This is a genomic window from Bradyrhizobium sp. USDA 326 (genome assembly GCF_049739485.1).
Taxonomy (GTDB): Bacteria; Pseudomonadota; Alphaproteobacteria; order Rhizobiales; family Xanthobacteraceae; genus Bradyrhizobium.
In genome coordinates, this window is sequence record NZ_JBMGQA010000001.1 from 60,427 (window position 1) to 75,313 (window position 14,887).

Here is a 14,887-nt window from a genome sequence, read left to right on the forward strand (position 1 = left end):
AGGGAGGAGCGTGCAATGGCCCGGACCGAGATTTCTGGCGCACCTGTTGTCACCGCGATGCAGGTGATCCCGGTCGCGGGCCGCGACAGCATGCTCCTCAATTTGAGCGGCGCGCATGCGCCGTTCTTCACTCGCAACATCGTCATCCTCACCGACAATGCCGGTCACACCGGCGTCGGCGAGGTGCCGGGCGGGCAGAAGATCTGGCAGACGCTGCACGACGCCCGCGATCTCGTCGTCGGCAAGGCCGTCGGCGCGATGAACAACATCCTCGCCGACGTCCGCACCGCCTTCGCCGACCGCGACGCCGACGGCCGCGGCAAGCAGACGTTCGACCTCCGCGTCATGATCCACGCGGTCACGGCGATCGAATCCGCGTTGCTCGATCTGCTCGGCCAGCATCTCGATCTTCCCGTTGCGGCGCTGCTCGGCGAAGGCCAGCAGCGCAAGAGCGTCGAGACTCTCGGCTATCTCTTCTTCGTCGGCGACCGGCGCAAGTCGAAGCTCGACTACGTCACCGGCGAGACCGGCAAGGCGGAATGGTTCAACCTCCGCCATCAGGAGGCGATGACGCCCGAGGCCGTGGTGCGGCTCGCGGAGGCCACCCACGACCATTACGGCTTCGCCGACTTCAAGCTGAAGGGCGGTGTGCTCCGCGGCGAGCAGGAGATCGAGGCCGTCACCGCCATCGCAAAACGCTTCCCCGGCGCGCGCGTCACGCTCGACCCTAACGGCGCCTGGTCGCTCGACGAGGCCGTCAGGCTCTGCAGGGGCATGCACGGCGTCCTCGCCTATGCCGAGGACCCCTGCGGCGCCGAGGCCGGCTTCTCGGGCCGCGAGATCATGGCCGAGTTTCGCCGCGCCACCGGCCTGCCGACCGCAACCAACATGATCGCCACAGACTGGCGGCAACTCTCCCACGCGTTGCGCTTGGGGTCGGTGGACATCCCGCTGGCCGATCCCCATTTCTGGACCATGCAAGGCTCGGTGCGCGTGGCCCAGACCTGCCGTGACAACGGCCTGACCTGGGGCTCGCACTCCAACAACCACTTTGACATCTCGCTCGCCATGTTCACTCATGTCGGCGCCGCCGCCCCCGGCAAGGTGACCGCGATCGACACCCACTGGATCTGGCAGGATGGCCAGGCGTTGACGAAGGAGCCGCTCCGGATCAGGGGCGGCAAGATCGCAGTGCCCGATCGCCCCGGCCTCGGCATCGACATCGACCGCGCGGCCATCGAGGCCGCGCACGAGCTTTACAAGAAGCATGGACTTGGCGCACGGAATGACGCTATGGCCATGCAGGACCTGATCCCCGGCTGGACCTTCGACGACAAGCGTCCGTGCCTCGTGCGTTAAAAAACTTCGGGAATGAACCGGCAAAAGTGGACACCGGTTTTCCGATGGGATCATGCCCTTGAACAGGGAGGAAAAAAGATGACAGCGATCCTGAAGAACTTCATCGGCGGCGAATGGGTCGACGGCTCCGGCGTCACCAGGAACATCAATCCTTCCAACACCAACGACCTCGTCGGCGAATACGCCAAGGCCGACAAGGCGCAGACCGAGAAGGCGATCGCCGCTGCAAAGGCCGCCTTCCCCGCCTGGGCGCGCTCGACGCCGCAGGAGCGCTATGACGCGCTGAACAAGATCTCCGCCGAGATCCTCTCCCGCAAGGAAGAGCTCGGCCGCCTGCTCGCGCGGGAGGAAGGCAAGACCCTGCCGGAAGGCATCGGCGAGGTCGCGCGCGCCGGCCAAATCTTCGCGTTCTTCGCCGGTGAAGCGCTGCGCCTGATCGGCGAGAAGGGCGCCTCCGTCCGCCCCGGCCTCGATGTCGAGCTCACGCGTGAGCCGGTCGGCGTCGTCGGCATGATCACGCCTTGGAATTTCCCGATCGCGATCCCGGCCTGGAAGATCGCCCCGGCGCTGTGCTATGGCAATACCGTCGTGTTCAAGCCGGCCGAGTTGGTGCCTGGCTCTGGACATGCGCTCGCCGAGATCATCACCCGTTCCGGCATTCCCGCCGGGGTGTTCAACCTCGTGGTCGGCTCCGGCTCCGTGGTCGGCCAGACGCTGCTCGAGCATCCCGATGTCGCCGCGATCTCCTTCACCGGCTCGGTGCAAACGGGCCGAAAGATCGCGCAGGCCTGCGTGCTGTCGAACCCCATGAAGAAATTCCAGCTCGAGATGGGCGGCAAGAATCCGCTGGTCGTGCTCGACGACGCCGACCTCAAGACCGCCGTCGAGGTCGCCGTCAACGGCGCCTATTTCTCCACCGGCCAGCGCTGCACCGCCTCCTCGCGCCTGATCGTCACCGAAGGCATCCATGACCGCTTCGTCGCGGCGATGGCCGAGCGGCTGAAGGGCCTGTCGGTGGACGACGCGCTCAAGGCCGGCGTGCATATCGGCCCGGTGGTCGACCAGAGCCAGCTCGACCAGGACCTGCGCTACATCAAGATCGGCCAGGACGAGGGCGCCAAGCTCGCTTTCGGCGGCGAGCTGCTCAAGCGCGACAATCCCGGTCATTATCTCCAACCGGCGCTGTTCACCGAAGCCAACAACAACATGCGCATCGCGCGCGAGGAGATTTTTGGCCCGGTCGCCGCCGTCATCCGCGCCAAGAACTACGAGGAGGCGCTCGCGATCTCCAACGACACCGAGTTCGGCCTTGCCTCCGGCATCTGCACCACCAGCCTGAAATACGCCTCGCACTACAAGCGCAACAGCGAGTCGGGCATGGTGATGGTCAATCTGCCGACCGCCGGCGTCGACTATCACGTGCCGTTCGGCGGCCGCAAGGGCTCGAGCTACGGCGCCCGCGAGCAGGGCTCCTATGCCCGCGAGTTCTACACGACGGTGAAGACGGCTTACACCTTCCCTGGCTGATAGGCCGATATCGTAGGGTGGGTTAGCGCAGCGTAACCCGCCTCTTCTGCTTCCGCGGACACAGACATTGGTGGGTTACGCTGCGCTAACCCACCCTATAAATCCGGAGTCCATCATGGACCAGGACGTCGCGGCGACAGAGCAGCCCCGCTACATCAAGCTCAACGAGCGCGACAATGTCGCGATCGTGGTCAATGATTTCGGGCTTCCCGCCGGCTCGCGCTTCGCCAGCGGCCTGACGCTGCGACACTTCGTGCCGCAGGGGCACAAGACCGCGCTGGTCGACATCGCGGAAGGTGAACCGATCATCCGTTATGGCGAGATCATCGGCTATGCGCTGTCGCCGATCGAGGCCGGCGAATGGGTGGACGAGGCGCGCATCCGCATGCCGGAGGCCCCCGCCCTCGACAAGCTCGAGATCTCCACCGCCGTCCCCGCCCCGCTGCCGCCGCTCGAAGGCTTCACCTTCGAAGGCTACCGCAATCCCGACGGTTCGGTCGGCACCAAGAACATTCTCGGCATCTCCTCCTCCGTGCAATGCGTCAAGGGCACGATGGAATATGCGGTCAAGCGCATTCGCGCCGAGCTGTTGCCGAAGTACCCGAACGTCGACGACGTCGTGCCGCTGACCCACGCTTATGGCTGCGGTGTCGCCATCAATGCGCCCGACGCGGTGGTGCCGATCCGCACCCTGCAGAACCTCGCGCTCAATCCGAATTTCGGCGGCGAGATCTTGGTTGTCGGCCTCGGCTGCGAGAAGCTGGCGCCGGAACGGCTGGTGCCGGAGGGCGTCGGCGATGCCATCGTGCGCATGCAGGACGAGGTCTTCGACGGGTTCGGCGCCATCGTCGATGCGATCATGAGCCAGGCCGAGGCCCGGCTAAAAGTGCTCGACACCCGCAAGCGCGAGACCTGCCCGGCGTCCGATCTCGTCATCGGGCTGCAATGCGGCGGCAGCGATGCCTTCTCCGGGGTCACCGCCAATCCCGCCGTCGGCTTCGCCGCGGACCTCCTGGTGCGTGCCGGCGCCACCGTGATGTTCTCGGAAGTGACGGAAGTGCGCGACGCGATCCAGCTCCTCACCCGCCGCGCCATCAACGAGGACGTCGGCCGCGCGCTGGTGCGCGAGATGGCCTGGTACGATTCCTATCTGGCTCGCGGCGGCGCCGACCGCAGCGCCAACACCACGCCCGGCAACAAGAAGGGCGGCCTTGCCAACATCGTCGAGAAATCATTGGGCTCGATCGTGAAGTCCGGGTCATCCGCCATCACCGGCGTGCTGTCGCCCGGCGAGAAGGCGACGCAGAAAGGCATGCTGTTCGCGGCAACCCCCGCCTCCGACTTCATCTGCGGCACGCTGCAGCTCGCCTCGGGCATGACGCTGCAGGTGTTCACCACCGGCCGCGGCACGCCATACGGTCTTGCGGCCGCGCCCGTGATCAAGGTCGCGACCCGCAGCGAGCTCGCGCGGCGCTGGAAGGATCTGATCGACTTCGACGCCGGCAGCATTGCCACTGGCGAGAAGACCATCGAGGAATGCGGCTGGGACCTGTTTCGCCTGATCCTCGACGTCGCCTCCGGCCGCACCAAGCCATGGTCGGACCGCTGGGGCATCCACAACGATCTGACGCTGTTCAATCCGGCGCCGGTGACCTGAGCGCGGCGAGCGACGAAACCATCCTGCAATAGAACCGCGAAGAGTGTCATCTTCGCTCTCATCGCGCTCGCTGCCGCGCCGCCCCTGAACGACATCGAAGATTGATGGCGTCTAGGTCATGCTGCCCGGCATGAAGCAGCGCACGCGCGGATGACCGTCGATATAGTGCTTCCAGACCATGGTGCGGCCGAACTTGTTCGGCACAGTGATCAGCGCACCGTCCGGCACCAGGACCCATTCGTCGTCAATCCGCACGCGGTAGCGGCCGCGATCCGATTCCCAATCGACGTCGGCAATGACGTAGCCGTCGGCATCCGAGCAGCACTGCCCGAATTCGCTGTGCAGACTCTCGAACCAGGGTTTTAGCGGCGAGTTGGCGTAGCGGCCGTCGTCGCGCGCCAGCGCCGAAGCCGCCAGCAGCGTCGTCAGCCCCAGCAGCGTGGCCGCACCTGATATAGCAGGTCTCATGTCGTCTCCGCGGTCGAAGTGATCGCCGCGAGGCAAACGCCACCGTCTGCCCGCAGCACCGCGCGCGACAGGCATGGAGACGGCGACTCGCTCCCCAGCGGCTTTGCCGACAGCTATGCAAATCCGGCGCCAGCACGCATTCCGGGGAACTACTGGAGCAGGCTCGGCACGCATTCGCCTTTCGGCGAACGTGGCCGCGCAGACCGTCTGCCCATGCGGGAATGACCGGGCCCGAAGCTACCGCCGATCAGGCAACACAGTGCTTTGCGGGCCTTACTGCTTCGGTGCCGGCGCCATCATGCCGCCGCCCTTCTTCGTCGCGGGCGCCGGCGGCTTCGCTGCGGCGGCTTGCGCAGGCAGATACTTCGCGACGATGGCGGGATCGACCTGGGCGATGTTGGCGTCAGGCAGGCGCGTCCAGGTCTCGTCCTTGCCGAGCAGCGCGATGCCGAGATAGCCGCGCAACGTCAGGGTCTGGCCGTCGGGGCTGATCCGCATGTTGGCCTTCCAGATCTGACCGTCGCGCGGATTAAGCACGTTGCCGCCTTCGTATTTCAATCCTTCGCGCTTCATGTTGCGGACGAAGGAGATGCCGAGCACCCGGGCGTTCTTGCGGTCGTCGGTGCATTTGCTGCAGACCTCGTTCGGGTCGTCGGTCGGCCGCGGAAAGGTCTTGGCGATCACGCCTTCGAAGACGCCGTTGTGGTCGATGAAGAGGAACCATCCGACCGTCCTGCCGTCTTCCACCTTCTGCCACAGGCCCGCCGCCGTGGGCTCGGTGGTCTGCGCCGCACACGGGCTCACCGTCGCGAGCGACAATGCCAGCGCGAGGAAGGAGAGCAGCCGAAAGCTGGAACAAATTCGCATTAGATCACCTTGCTATTCCACAACCGGAATGGCCGCAGACTACGGCGATTTCGCGAACGGTTCCAGCACCAGAAACATGGGGCATCGCCTCCCCACTGCGTTCCCTCAGTTGACACCGAGCTTCTTTTGCAGGCTGGAGGACGAAGTCGTGTACTGGAACACGAGCCGCTTCTCCGGATAGACGTAGCGATGGGCTTTTTGCGACATCAGTGCGCCCTCGTGGAAGCCGCACAGGATCAACTTGAGCTTGCCGGGATAGGTATTGATGTCGCCGATGGCGAAGATGCCCGACACGTTGGTCTCGAACGCGGATGTCTCGACCGGCACCAGATTGTTCTCCAGCGCAATGCCCCAGTTCGCGACCGGGCCGAGCTTCATGGTCAGCCCGAAGAACGGCAGCATGGTATCGCAGGCGATTTCGCTCACGCTGTTGTCATTGCCCTTGACGGTCGCACCGGTGAGCTTGCCGTCAGCGCCGGAGAGCGCGGTGACCTGGCCGAGCCGCAGATCCATCTTGCCGCCAGCGACCAGCGCGCGCATCTGCTCGACGCTGTGGGGTGCGGCGCGAAACTCGTCCCGTCGGTGCAACAGCGTGATGCGCTTGGCCAAGGGATGCAGGTTGAGCGTCCAGTCGAGCGCGGAGTCGCCGCCGCCGACGATCAGCACGTTCTTGTCGCGGAACGTCTCCATCTTGCGCACGGCGTAGTGGACTGACGTGCCTTCATAGGCCTCGATGCCCGGCACCGGCGGACGCTTGGGCTGGAACGAGCCGCCGCCGGCCGCGATCACCACCACCTTGCATTCGAACACCTTGCCGGTATCGGTGGTACAGCGGAAGGCGGGATCGCCGATCTTCTCCACGGTCTCGACCATCTCGCCGAGATGGAAGGTCGGGTGAAACGGCTTGATCTGCTCCATCAGCGCGTCGGTGAGGCCCTGCCCGGAGACCTGCGGAATGCCGGGAATGTCGTAGATCGGCTTTTCCGGATAGAGCTCGGCGCACTGTCCGCCGACCTTGTCGAGGATGTCGACGAAGTGCGTCTTCATGTCGAGAAGGCCGAGCTCGAAGGCGGCGAACAGACCGCAGGGGCCGGCGCCAATGATCAGCACATCGGTTTTGATCGCGTCGCTCATATCGTCTCTTTATCTATCGTTATCGGTTGGACGGCGCCCGGCGGGCAGAGGTGACCCTGCCTGTCTAGCCAACGGGGATGGATCAGGAAAGGCATAAAAGCAGGAGCGCCCCGCAGCCGCGCCCACTTGCCGCCGCAGAATAACTGGGTTGTAACGACCAAGGATATGACGGAGATCAACCGGTGAACGCACCAAGTCGCCTCGATACGACGCCACGCCTGGAGGACTATCCCTTCCGCCTCAGCGATAACGTTCGCTTCGGCGATCTCGATCCCAACCAGCACGTCAACAACGCGGTCTACGCCACCTATTTCGAGACCGGCCGTGTCACGCTGATGAAGCTTCCCGAATACGGGCTGACTCCGCCGGGTCTCGCCTGGATCATGGTCCGGCTCGACATGCATTTTCGCGCCGAGCTGCACTGGCCCAATGCGCTCGAGCTCGGCCTCGGCGTGGTGAAGCTTGGACGGACGTCCGTGACCTTCGAACAGGTCGTGTTCTCGAACGGGAAGTGCATTGCGTCAGCGACGTCGGTCGGCGTCCTGCTCGACGAGGCCACGCGGCGCCCCGCGCCGCTGACCGCAGAGGTGATCGAGAAGCTCAGACCCTGGCACAAGCGCGGCATCGACGTCGCGCCGCCGCGCACTTGATATATCGAGAGAGGATCAGGCCTGGCGTTCCGGCGTAGCCACCACGAGACCGTCGAGCTCGTCGGAAACCTTGATCTGGCAGGACAGGCGCGAGTTCGGGCGCACGTCGAAGCCGAAGTCCAGCATGTCCTCTTCCATCGGCGTCGGGCTGCCGACCTTCTCGCGCCAGGCTTCGTCGACATAGACATGGCAGGTCGCGCAGGCGCAGGCACCGCCGCACTCCGCTTCGATACCGGGAATGCTGTTGCGGATCGCGGCTTCCATCACGGTTGCGCCGTTCTCGATTTCTACCGTGCGGGTTTCGCCCTTGTGGTCGACAAAGTGAATCTTGGCCATGTGTGCTCGTGCTGCCGAGGTGCTGGGAATGAAGGAGGGTCCGGGCTGTCCTATAACGGGTCGGTTAGCCCGGCGCCATAGCGTTTTGATGCGAAATGAATCCCGCTTTGCGGGAAGAAAACGCGTCAAAACAAACGACTAGGGGCCCGGCTCCGACCGTATCGGCTTACGGCTTCAGGATCGCCGCGATGGCGGCGCGGGCCTCGGTCACGGCCTCTTTCAGAGCGGCGAAGGCATGGGACCGGCCATGGCCGGCCCGGATCGCACTCTCCAGGCTGGCGGCGGCATCGGCAACCGCAAAGGCGCCAATTCCGCGCGCCGAACCCTTGAGCTTGTGTGCGAGCGCGCCGGCCTCGGCCGGCCTCGCAGCCATCGCCGCGAGCAGGCGTCCGGCCTGCTCGCCGAACATCGCCAGCACTTCCTGTTCCAGTTCGGTGTCGCCGAGCGTCATCCGGGAGAGGTGATCGAGATCGAGCGGGCTGTCGATAGGTGCAAGCGGGGGCGAAGGCATCCAGTCCATCCGTTGCAGTTCAGGCGTCATCGCGCAGGCCCCGGCGTCGCGTGGCGACCGCCGTTCCGGCGGTCAGGTTCCTCTCAACCAAGCATGAAAATAGTTAACGAAATGTTTGGGCTGTTTGACGCAGATTCGTCCGTTTATTGACGCAAAGTTGACGCAATCAGCCGAGTTCGGTGGAGAATTCCATTGATTGCTAAGGCGTTACGGCGCGATCCTGTTAACGATGATTAAGATTGTCTTAATCGCAGGCATTTCATTCGCGACGCTCTGCCAATAGGATGTTGCGGAAATTGGCGGACAAGCCGTCCGGGTGGGGACGGCTCGGAGATCCGCGCAAGCGGCATGATCCGGTCTGTGGGCTTGCGCCGAGCGCAGGGCTCGCGGGGGGACGCGCACAAGTAACGAGGGCTCGGACTGAACATGGCGAACACTCCGAAAAAGGTCAAAGACCCCACAGAAGTTGCGCTTTCTGCGATCCAGGAAGCCCTGAACATCAGTGACACGGCTGCCGATACCAGCCGCAACGCCACAATGCGCGACGAAGCGGCGCCCCCGGTGCCGCCCGCGCCGCCGATCTTCGACGAGCCGAGCTTCGAGCCGCGACCGGCCGCCAATGAGCGGGCAACCGTGTTCGATACGGTCGAGGAGCCGCGCACCTCGCGCCGCGCCGCCAATGACGACCGCGAGACCATCGGCCAGCTGCTCCAGGCGCTTCAGAAGGGCCGCCCTGCCCGCAGCGTCTACACCTTCGCCACGATCTTCGCCGGCGTCTGGCTCGCCGCCTGCGCCGCGCTGACCGTCGGCTTCCTGCCTTCGATCCAGGCCGCCATGGGCCAGAGCGGCGGCGTGCTCGTCATCGCCGGTCTCGTCGCGATGTTGTTCGCGCCGATCATGCTGTTCTACTTCCTCGCCAGCCTCGTCTGGCGCGGCCAGGAAATGCGCATGATCGCGCAGGCGATGGCGCAGGTCGCGATCCGCTTCTCAGAGCCCGAAGGCTCGGCCTCCGATTCCATGGTCACGGTCGGCCAGGCCATCCGCCGCGAGGTCGCGGCGATGGGCGACGGCATCGAGCGCGCGATTGCGCGCGCCGGCGAGCTCGAGACGCTGGTCGCCAACGAGGTCGCCGCGCTGGAGCGCGCCTATAGCGACAACGAGGTGCGCATCCGCGCCCTGCTCCAGGACATCGCGCATCAGCGCGACAATCTGGTCGGCCAGGCCGAGCAGGTCCGCAGCGCCATCTCCGGCGTGCAGATCGATCTGCGCCACGACATCGCGCTGATCTCGGACGCGATCGCCTCCCGGGTCGACGAGGTTGCGAAGTCGATCACCGGCGCGCTCGAAGAGCGCGGCGCCCACATCACCCAGGCGCTGAGCAATGCCGGCGACAACATGATCCTGGCGCTCGGTGAGCGCGGCGGCGACCTGCTCGACCGCCTCGAGGAAGCCAGCAACGAGACCACACGCGCGGTGCTCGATGCCAGCGAGCGGCTGACCACCAGCCTCAACTTCAAGACCGGCCACGTCCACGACGAGTTCGTCGACCTCGCCGACCGCGTCCACGAGATGCTGAACGAGCGCATCGACCGCATCACCGGCGAATTCGAGCAGCGCTCCGCCGCAATCGTCGACGGCATCTCCGAGCGTACCGAGCAGGTGCACGATTCCCTGAAGAATTCGTCGGACTCGCTGCTGCTCGAGCTCGAGCTGCGCTCCAACGACCTCTCGGCCAAGATCGACGATGCCGGCAACCGGCTCGCCAACCACATCATGACGAGCGGCGACAAGGCGAGCGAGGCGCTCGACGCCACCGTCAACACGCTGGTCGCCAAGGTCGTCAGCCAGACCGAGACCGCACACGATTCGCTGTCGCTCCAGATGAGCGCCTTCGACGAGCTGGTGAAGAACCAGGGCACCGAGCTGGTCGAGAAATTCGCCCGCGACTCCGGCACGCTCGGCGCGCTGATCACGCGTCACATTTCCGAGTTCGACCGCACCGTGAAGACCTTCGGCGGCGAGATCGTCGAGCGCATGGGCCAGCGCACGCAGGACATCGCCGAGACGCTGAAGACCTATGTCGACAATTTCGACACTCGCTTCACGGCGAACGGCGGCGAGATCACGGCGGTGCTCGACCAGCGCCTCGTGCAATTCGAGACCACGGTCGGGGAACGCGTCAGCAATCTCGACGCCTCGCTGAACGGCAAGATCACCAGCCTCGACGGCACGATCGAAGGCCACATCAGGACCTTCGACGAGCAGCTCGTCGGCCGGGTCGCCGCACTCGAACAGTCGTTCGACAGCCGCGCGAAGTCCATGACCGAAACCATCGACGGACGCATCAGCACGCTGGCGATGTCGCTGACCGATGGCGCCGCGCAGGCGATCCACTCGATCGACTCCCGCCTCAACTATCTCACGACGTCGCTGACCGATGGCGCGTCCCAGGCGATCCAGTCGATCGATAGCCGCCTGACGCACCTCACCACGACGCTCACCGGCGGCGCGACGCAGGCGCTCGAATCCATCGACTCCCGCCTCACCTACCTGACCACCGCCGTGACGAACGGCGCGACGCAGGCCGTGCAGTCGATCGACACGCGCCTGACGCTGCTGAGCTCGACGCTCACGGACGGCACCGCGCAGGCGATCGAGGCGGTCGACCGCCGCATCACCGGCGTCACCGAGATCATCGACGGCCGCAGCACGCACCTGACCGACACGGTCACGGCGCGCTTCCAGGAGATCCATCAGGTCATCGAGACCAGGGTCGGCTCGGTCGCAAGCGACATCGACGTGCGCGTGGCGCAGTTCGAGGACCTGCTCGGCTCGCGCGTCGAGGCCGTCGCCGGCCGCATCGAGAGCAGCGGACGCCAGGCCAGCGAGGACATGATGTCCCGCGCCGAGATGATCTCGACCGCGATCCGCTCGCATGTCGAGGACGCCGAGCGCTCGCTCACCAACCTCGTCGTCAACACCAGCGAGACGATCCAGACCGGCGCTCGCACCGCTCAGCAGTCGCTGCTGACGGTCTCCTCCGACGTCAACGCCCAGCTCAAGATGACCTCGGCCGAGGTCGAGCAGGCGCTGACCGCGGTCGGCACCGGTGCGGCGAACTCGATCCTGACCAGCGCCCGCGAAGCGCAGTCGACGCTGGTCGCGGCATCGGGCGATGCCTCCAACCAGATCAAGGGGCTCGCGGCCGACGTCGAACGCACGCTGTCGGCGGCAGGCGCTGCCACCGCAGCCTCGATCCTGGCCGGCGCCCGCGAGGTGCAGACCACTCTCGTCACCGCCTCCTCGGACGCGGCCAACCAGGTCAAGACGCTCGCCGCCGACGTGCAGCGTTCGCTGTCGCTGGCCGGCACCACCACGGCGGAATCGATCACCGCCGGCGCCCGCGATGCGCAGGGTGCGCTGATCGCGGCTTCGACCGAGACCGCCAACCAGATCAAGGCGCTGTCCTCGGACGTGCAGCGCTCGCTCACGATGGCGGGCACCTCGACGGCCGAGACCATCATGAGCGGCGCCCGCGAGGCCCAGAGCACGCTGGTCACGGCATCCTCGGATGCGGCCGCGCAGGTCAAATCGCTCACGGCCGATGTGCAGCGTTCGCTCGCGATGGCCGGCACCTCGACCGCCGAGACCATCACCTCCGGCGCTCGCGAGGCGCAGAACATGCTGGTCACGGCATCCTCTGATGCGGCGAGCCAGGTCAAGTCGCTCGCGGCCGAAGTGCATCGTTCGCTCTCGCAGGTCGGCCAGTCGACCGCCGAGACGATCACCAGCAGCGCCCGCGACGCCCAGAGCACTCTTCTTGCTGTCTCCGCGGAACAAACCAGCCAGGTCCGCTCGCTCGCGGCCGAGATGCAGCGCGCGCTGGCGACCGCCGGCGGCGCCACCATCGAGGCGCTCACCAGCGGCGTTCGCGAGGCCCAGGGCTCGCTGATCTCCGCCTCGAGCGATGCGGCGAGCCAGATCAAGTCGCTGACGACGGACATCGAGCGCACGCTGACCTCGGTCGGCGCCGACACCGCCTCGACCATCCTCAGCAGCGCGCGTGAGGCGCAGATCTCGCTGACCTCGACCTCGGCCGACGCCGCGAGCCAGATCCGCACGATCTCCACCGAGATCGAGCGGACGCTGAGCGCGGCGGCCGCCAACGCGACCAACGACATCCAGACCAGCGCGCTCAACGCCCAGAACGCGCTGATATCGGCCTCCAACGAGGCGAGCTCGCGGGTCAAGTCGAGCTCGGCCGACGTCGAGCGCTCGGTGCTCGCCGCCAGCAGCAGCTTCGGCCAGGCCATGACCGGCAAGACCGACGAGATCGTCACCTATGTGCAGCAGCAGGCCGACCGCCTGTCGAACATGATCGACGCCAAGCGCGGTTCGCTGGTCGATGCGATCGGCTCGAAGACCAGCCAGCTCACGCTCGACATCGATCGTGTCACCTCCGATGCGCTGAAGTCGATCGAGACGCGCGGCCAGGCCTTCTCGCAGACCATGATGGGCAACGGCTCGGAAGTCGCCCGCACCATCAACGCGGCGAGCGAGATCGCCACCAGCGCGGTCGGCAAGTCGCTCAAGGACCTCGAGCAGGCCTCGCGTTCCGCGATCGACCAGTCGCGCCAGGTCTCGATCGCGGCCGTCACCGAGATGCAGGAGACCAGCAAGATCCTGCGCACCGACACGGTGGCCCTGTTCGAGCGTCTGCGCGAAGGCAACATCCTGCTCCAGGAGGTGCTGACCGGTGCGCACGACAACCTCAACTCGCTCGAGCGGGCGCTGGTGACGCGCGTCGCCGACTTCGTCTCGGCGATGAACGACGTGACCTCGCGCAACGGCGATGCGACGCAGAACCTGGAAGAGCAGCTCAACGTCTTCAACAGCAAGACCACCAAGGCGCTGCAGGATCTCGGCGAGCTGTCGATCCAGTTCGACAAGCACGGCCAGGCGCTGGTCGAGGCCGCGCAGGTCGTCGAGCAGAGCAACAAGAACACCACCGCCTCGCTCGCCGAACGCAAGCAGGCGCTGGAATCGCTCGTCACCACGATCGACCTGCGCACGGCCGATCTCGATCAGCGGCTGTCGCGCTTCACCGGACTGCTCGATGAATCTTTGGCCGCAGCCGAAGAGCGCGCCCGCGACATCGCCCGCGTCGTCGCCGAGACCGCCGGCGCAGGCTCGGCCGCGATTACCCGCCAGTTCGAGGCGGTGCGCGCGGCGTCCGAGGAGGAGCACCGGCAGACGATCGAGGCCATGCACGACATCTACCGCCAGACCACCGACGAGGCGGATGCGATGTTCAAGCAGTCGACCGAGAAGTTCACCAATCTCGTCTCCAGCATGAAGCAGATGGCCTTCGAGATGCACAACGAGCTCGAAGCCACCCGCAACGAGCTGCGCCGCGGCGTGCTCGAGATGCCGCAGGAGGCTGCCGAGAGCACGGCGCAGATGCGCAAGGTGATCGTCGACCAGATCGAGGCCCTCGCCGAGCTCAACCGCATCGTGGCCCAGCATGGCCGCGGCCTCGATGTCACCACGGCGGGCCGCGCCAGCGTGCAGCGCCAGGAGGAGCCGGTGCTGGCAGCCGTCGGCGGCCGGGCTCCCGAGACCCGCATGCGCGACACCGGCAGCGCCTCGACGCTGCCGCCGCCGGACCTCGGCATGCCGGCTCCCTCGCGCCGCACCGAGGCCCCGCCGGTCGCGCCCGCAGGGAGCGACCAGGGCCGTGACGGCTGGCTGTCGGATCTGCTCAACCGGACGGATGCCAACCAGGGCGCTCCGACCGGACGTGAGGCGCCGCGCGGCCGCCCTGCGCCCGCTCCGCAGCCCCCGGCGCCGCAGGCTGGCGCCAATCCGCTGGAATCGCTGTCGCTCGACATCGGCCGGCTGATGGACCGCAACCTCGCGGCCGAGATGTGGGACCGCTACCAGCGCGGCGAGAACAAGGCCTTCACCAAGCGCCTCTACACGCCCGCCGGCCAGAAGGCCTTCGACGAGGTCGCCCGCAAGTACCGCGCCGACCGCAACTTCAAGGGCACGGTCGACCGCTATGTCGCCGAGTTCGAACGCCTGCTCGACGAAGTCGCCCGCGACGGCCGCGGCCCGCAGGAGCTGCGCAGCCACCTGATCTCGGAGACGGGCCTGGTGTACACGCTGCTCGCGCATGCGGCGGGCCGGCTGGGGTGAGCGGAAGCTCGCCAATGGCGGATAGCGAATAGCGAATGAAAACGGAGGCCCCACGGCCTCCGTTTTTGTTTGGGTGCATCATCCGCGCTCTCGTGCCCCGGACGCGGCGCAGCGCTTTCTTCAGCGGTGCGCTGCAGAGCCGGGGCCCATCTCTCAACGTGTGCCGTGTTGCCTTCTGGA

The 14,887-nt window shown here is 66.2% G+C and carries 10 protein-coding genes; 5 read left to right on the forward strand and 5 right to left on the reverse strand.

The genetic code is table 11. The annotated features are described in order from the left end of the window. Nucleotides 1–15 precede the first annotated feature (15 nt). The 3 genes from gudD to garD all read left to right on the forward strand — a co-directional run bounded on the left by gudD (nt 16) and on the right by garD (nt 4,543). Nucleotides 16–1,359: a glucarate dehydratase gene (gene gudD / locus ABIG06_RS00260; RefSeq protein WP_370140584.1), complete on the forward strand. Its 1,344-nt coding sequence runs from the start codon at nt 16–18 to the stop codon at nt 1,357–1,359. 78 nt (nt 1,360–1,437) lie between these two features. Continuing rightward, on the forward strand, nt 1,438–2,886 hold the full coding sequence (locus ABIG06_RS00265) for an aldehyde dehydrogenase family protein (RefSeq protein ID WP_370140585.1): 1,449 nt from the start codon (nt 1,438–1,440) through the stop codon (nt 2,884–2,886). Between the two features lie 115 nt (nt 2,887–3,001). Continuing rightward, complete coding sequence (gene garD / locus ABIG06_RS00270) at nt 3,002–4,543, forward strand: galactarate dehydratase (protein WP_370140586.1); 1,542 nt, start codon at nt 3,002–3,004, stop codon at nt 4,541–4,543. A 111-nt stretch (nt 4,544–4,654) separates the two neighbouring features. Here garD and ABIG06_RS00275 read toward each other — a convergent pair whose 3' ends face one another. From ABIG06_RS00275 to ABIG06_RS00285, 3 genes are all read right to left on the reverse strand, one after another. Beyond that, a complete protein-coding gene (locus tag ABIG06_RS00275) occupies nt 4,655–5,011 on the reverse strand; it encodes a hypothetical protein (protein ID WP_370140587.1) in 357 nt (118 codons plus the stop codon). 273 nt (nt 5,012–5,284) lie between these two features. Beyond that, complete coding sequence (locus tag ABIG06_RS00280; RefSeq protein WP_370140588.1) at nt 5,285–5,878, reverse strand: DUF2147 domain-containing protein; 594 nt, start codon at nt 5,876–5,878, stop codon at nt 5,285–5,287. Nucleotides 5,879–5,983: 105 nt separating this feature from the next. After that, nucleotides 5,984–7,012, reverse strand: coding sequence for an NAD(P)/FAD-dependent oxidoreductase (locus ABIG06_RS00285; RefSeq protein WP_124163746.1), 1,029 nt, complete (start codon nt 7,010–7,012; stop codon nt 5,984–5,986). Between the two features lie 182 nt (nt 7,013–7,194). On the opposite strand from ABIG06_RS00285, the gene ABIG06_RS00290 reads away from it, so the two are divergent. Then, nucleotides 7,195–7,662 (forward strand): acyl-CoA thioesterase, encoded by a 468-nt coding sequence (locus tag ABIG06_RS00290; protein WP_370140590.1) that lies wholly within the window; start codon nt 7,195–7,197, stop codon nt 7,660–7,662. Between the two features lie 15 nt (nt 7,663–7,677). Here the strand turns inward: ABIG06_RS00290 and ABIG06_RS00295 are convergent, their stop codons facing one another. Both ABIG06_RS00295 and ABIG06_RS00300 read right to left on the reverse strand, forming a co-directional pair. Further along, a complete protein-coding gene (locus tag ABIG06_RS00295) occupies nt 7,678–7,998 on the reverse strand; it encodes a 2Fe-2S iron-sulfur cluster-binding protein (RefSeq protein WP_008143731.1) in 321 nt (106 codons plus the stop codon). A gap of 166 nt (nt 7,999–8,164) precedes the next feature. After that, the gene (locus ABIG06_RS00300) at nt 8,165–8,509 is read right to left on the reverse strand and encodes an Hpt domain-containing protein (protein ID WP_370140591.1); all 345 of its coding nucleotides are present in this window, start codon (nt 8,507–8,509) and stop codon (nt 8,165–8,167) included. Nucleotides 8,510–8,935: 426 nt separating this feature from the next. Between ABIG06_RS00300 and ABIG06_RS00305 the strand changes: the two genes are divergently transcribed. Further along, entirely contained in the window at nt 8,936–14,707 is a 5,772-nt protein-coding gene (locus ABIG06_RS00305) for a negative regulator of septation ring formation (RefSeq protein WP_370140592.1), read from the forward strand. The last annotated feature ends 180 nt before the right edge of the window (nt 14,708–14,887 follow it).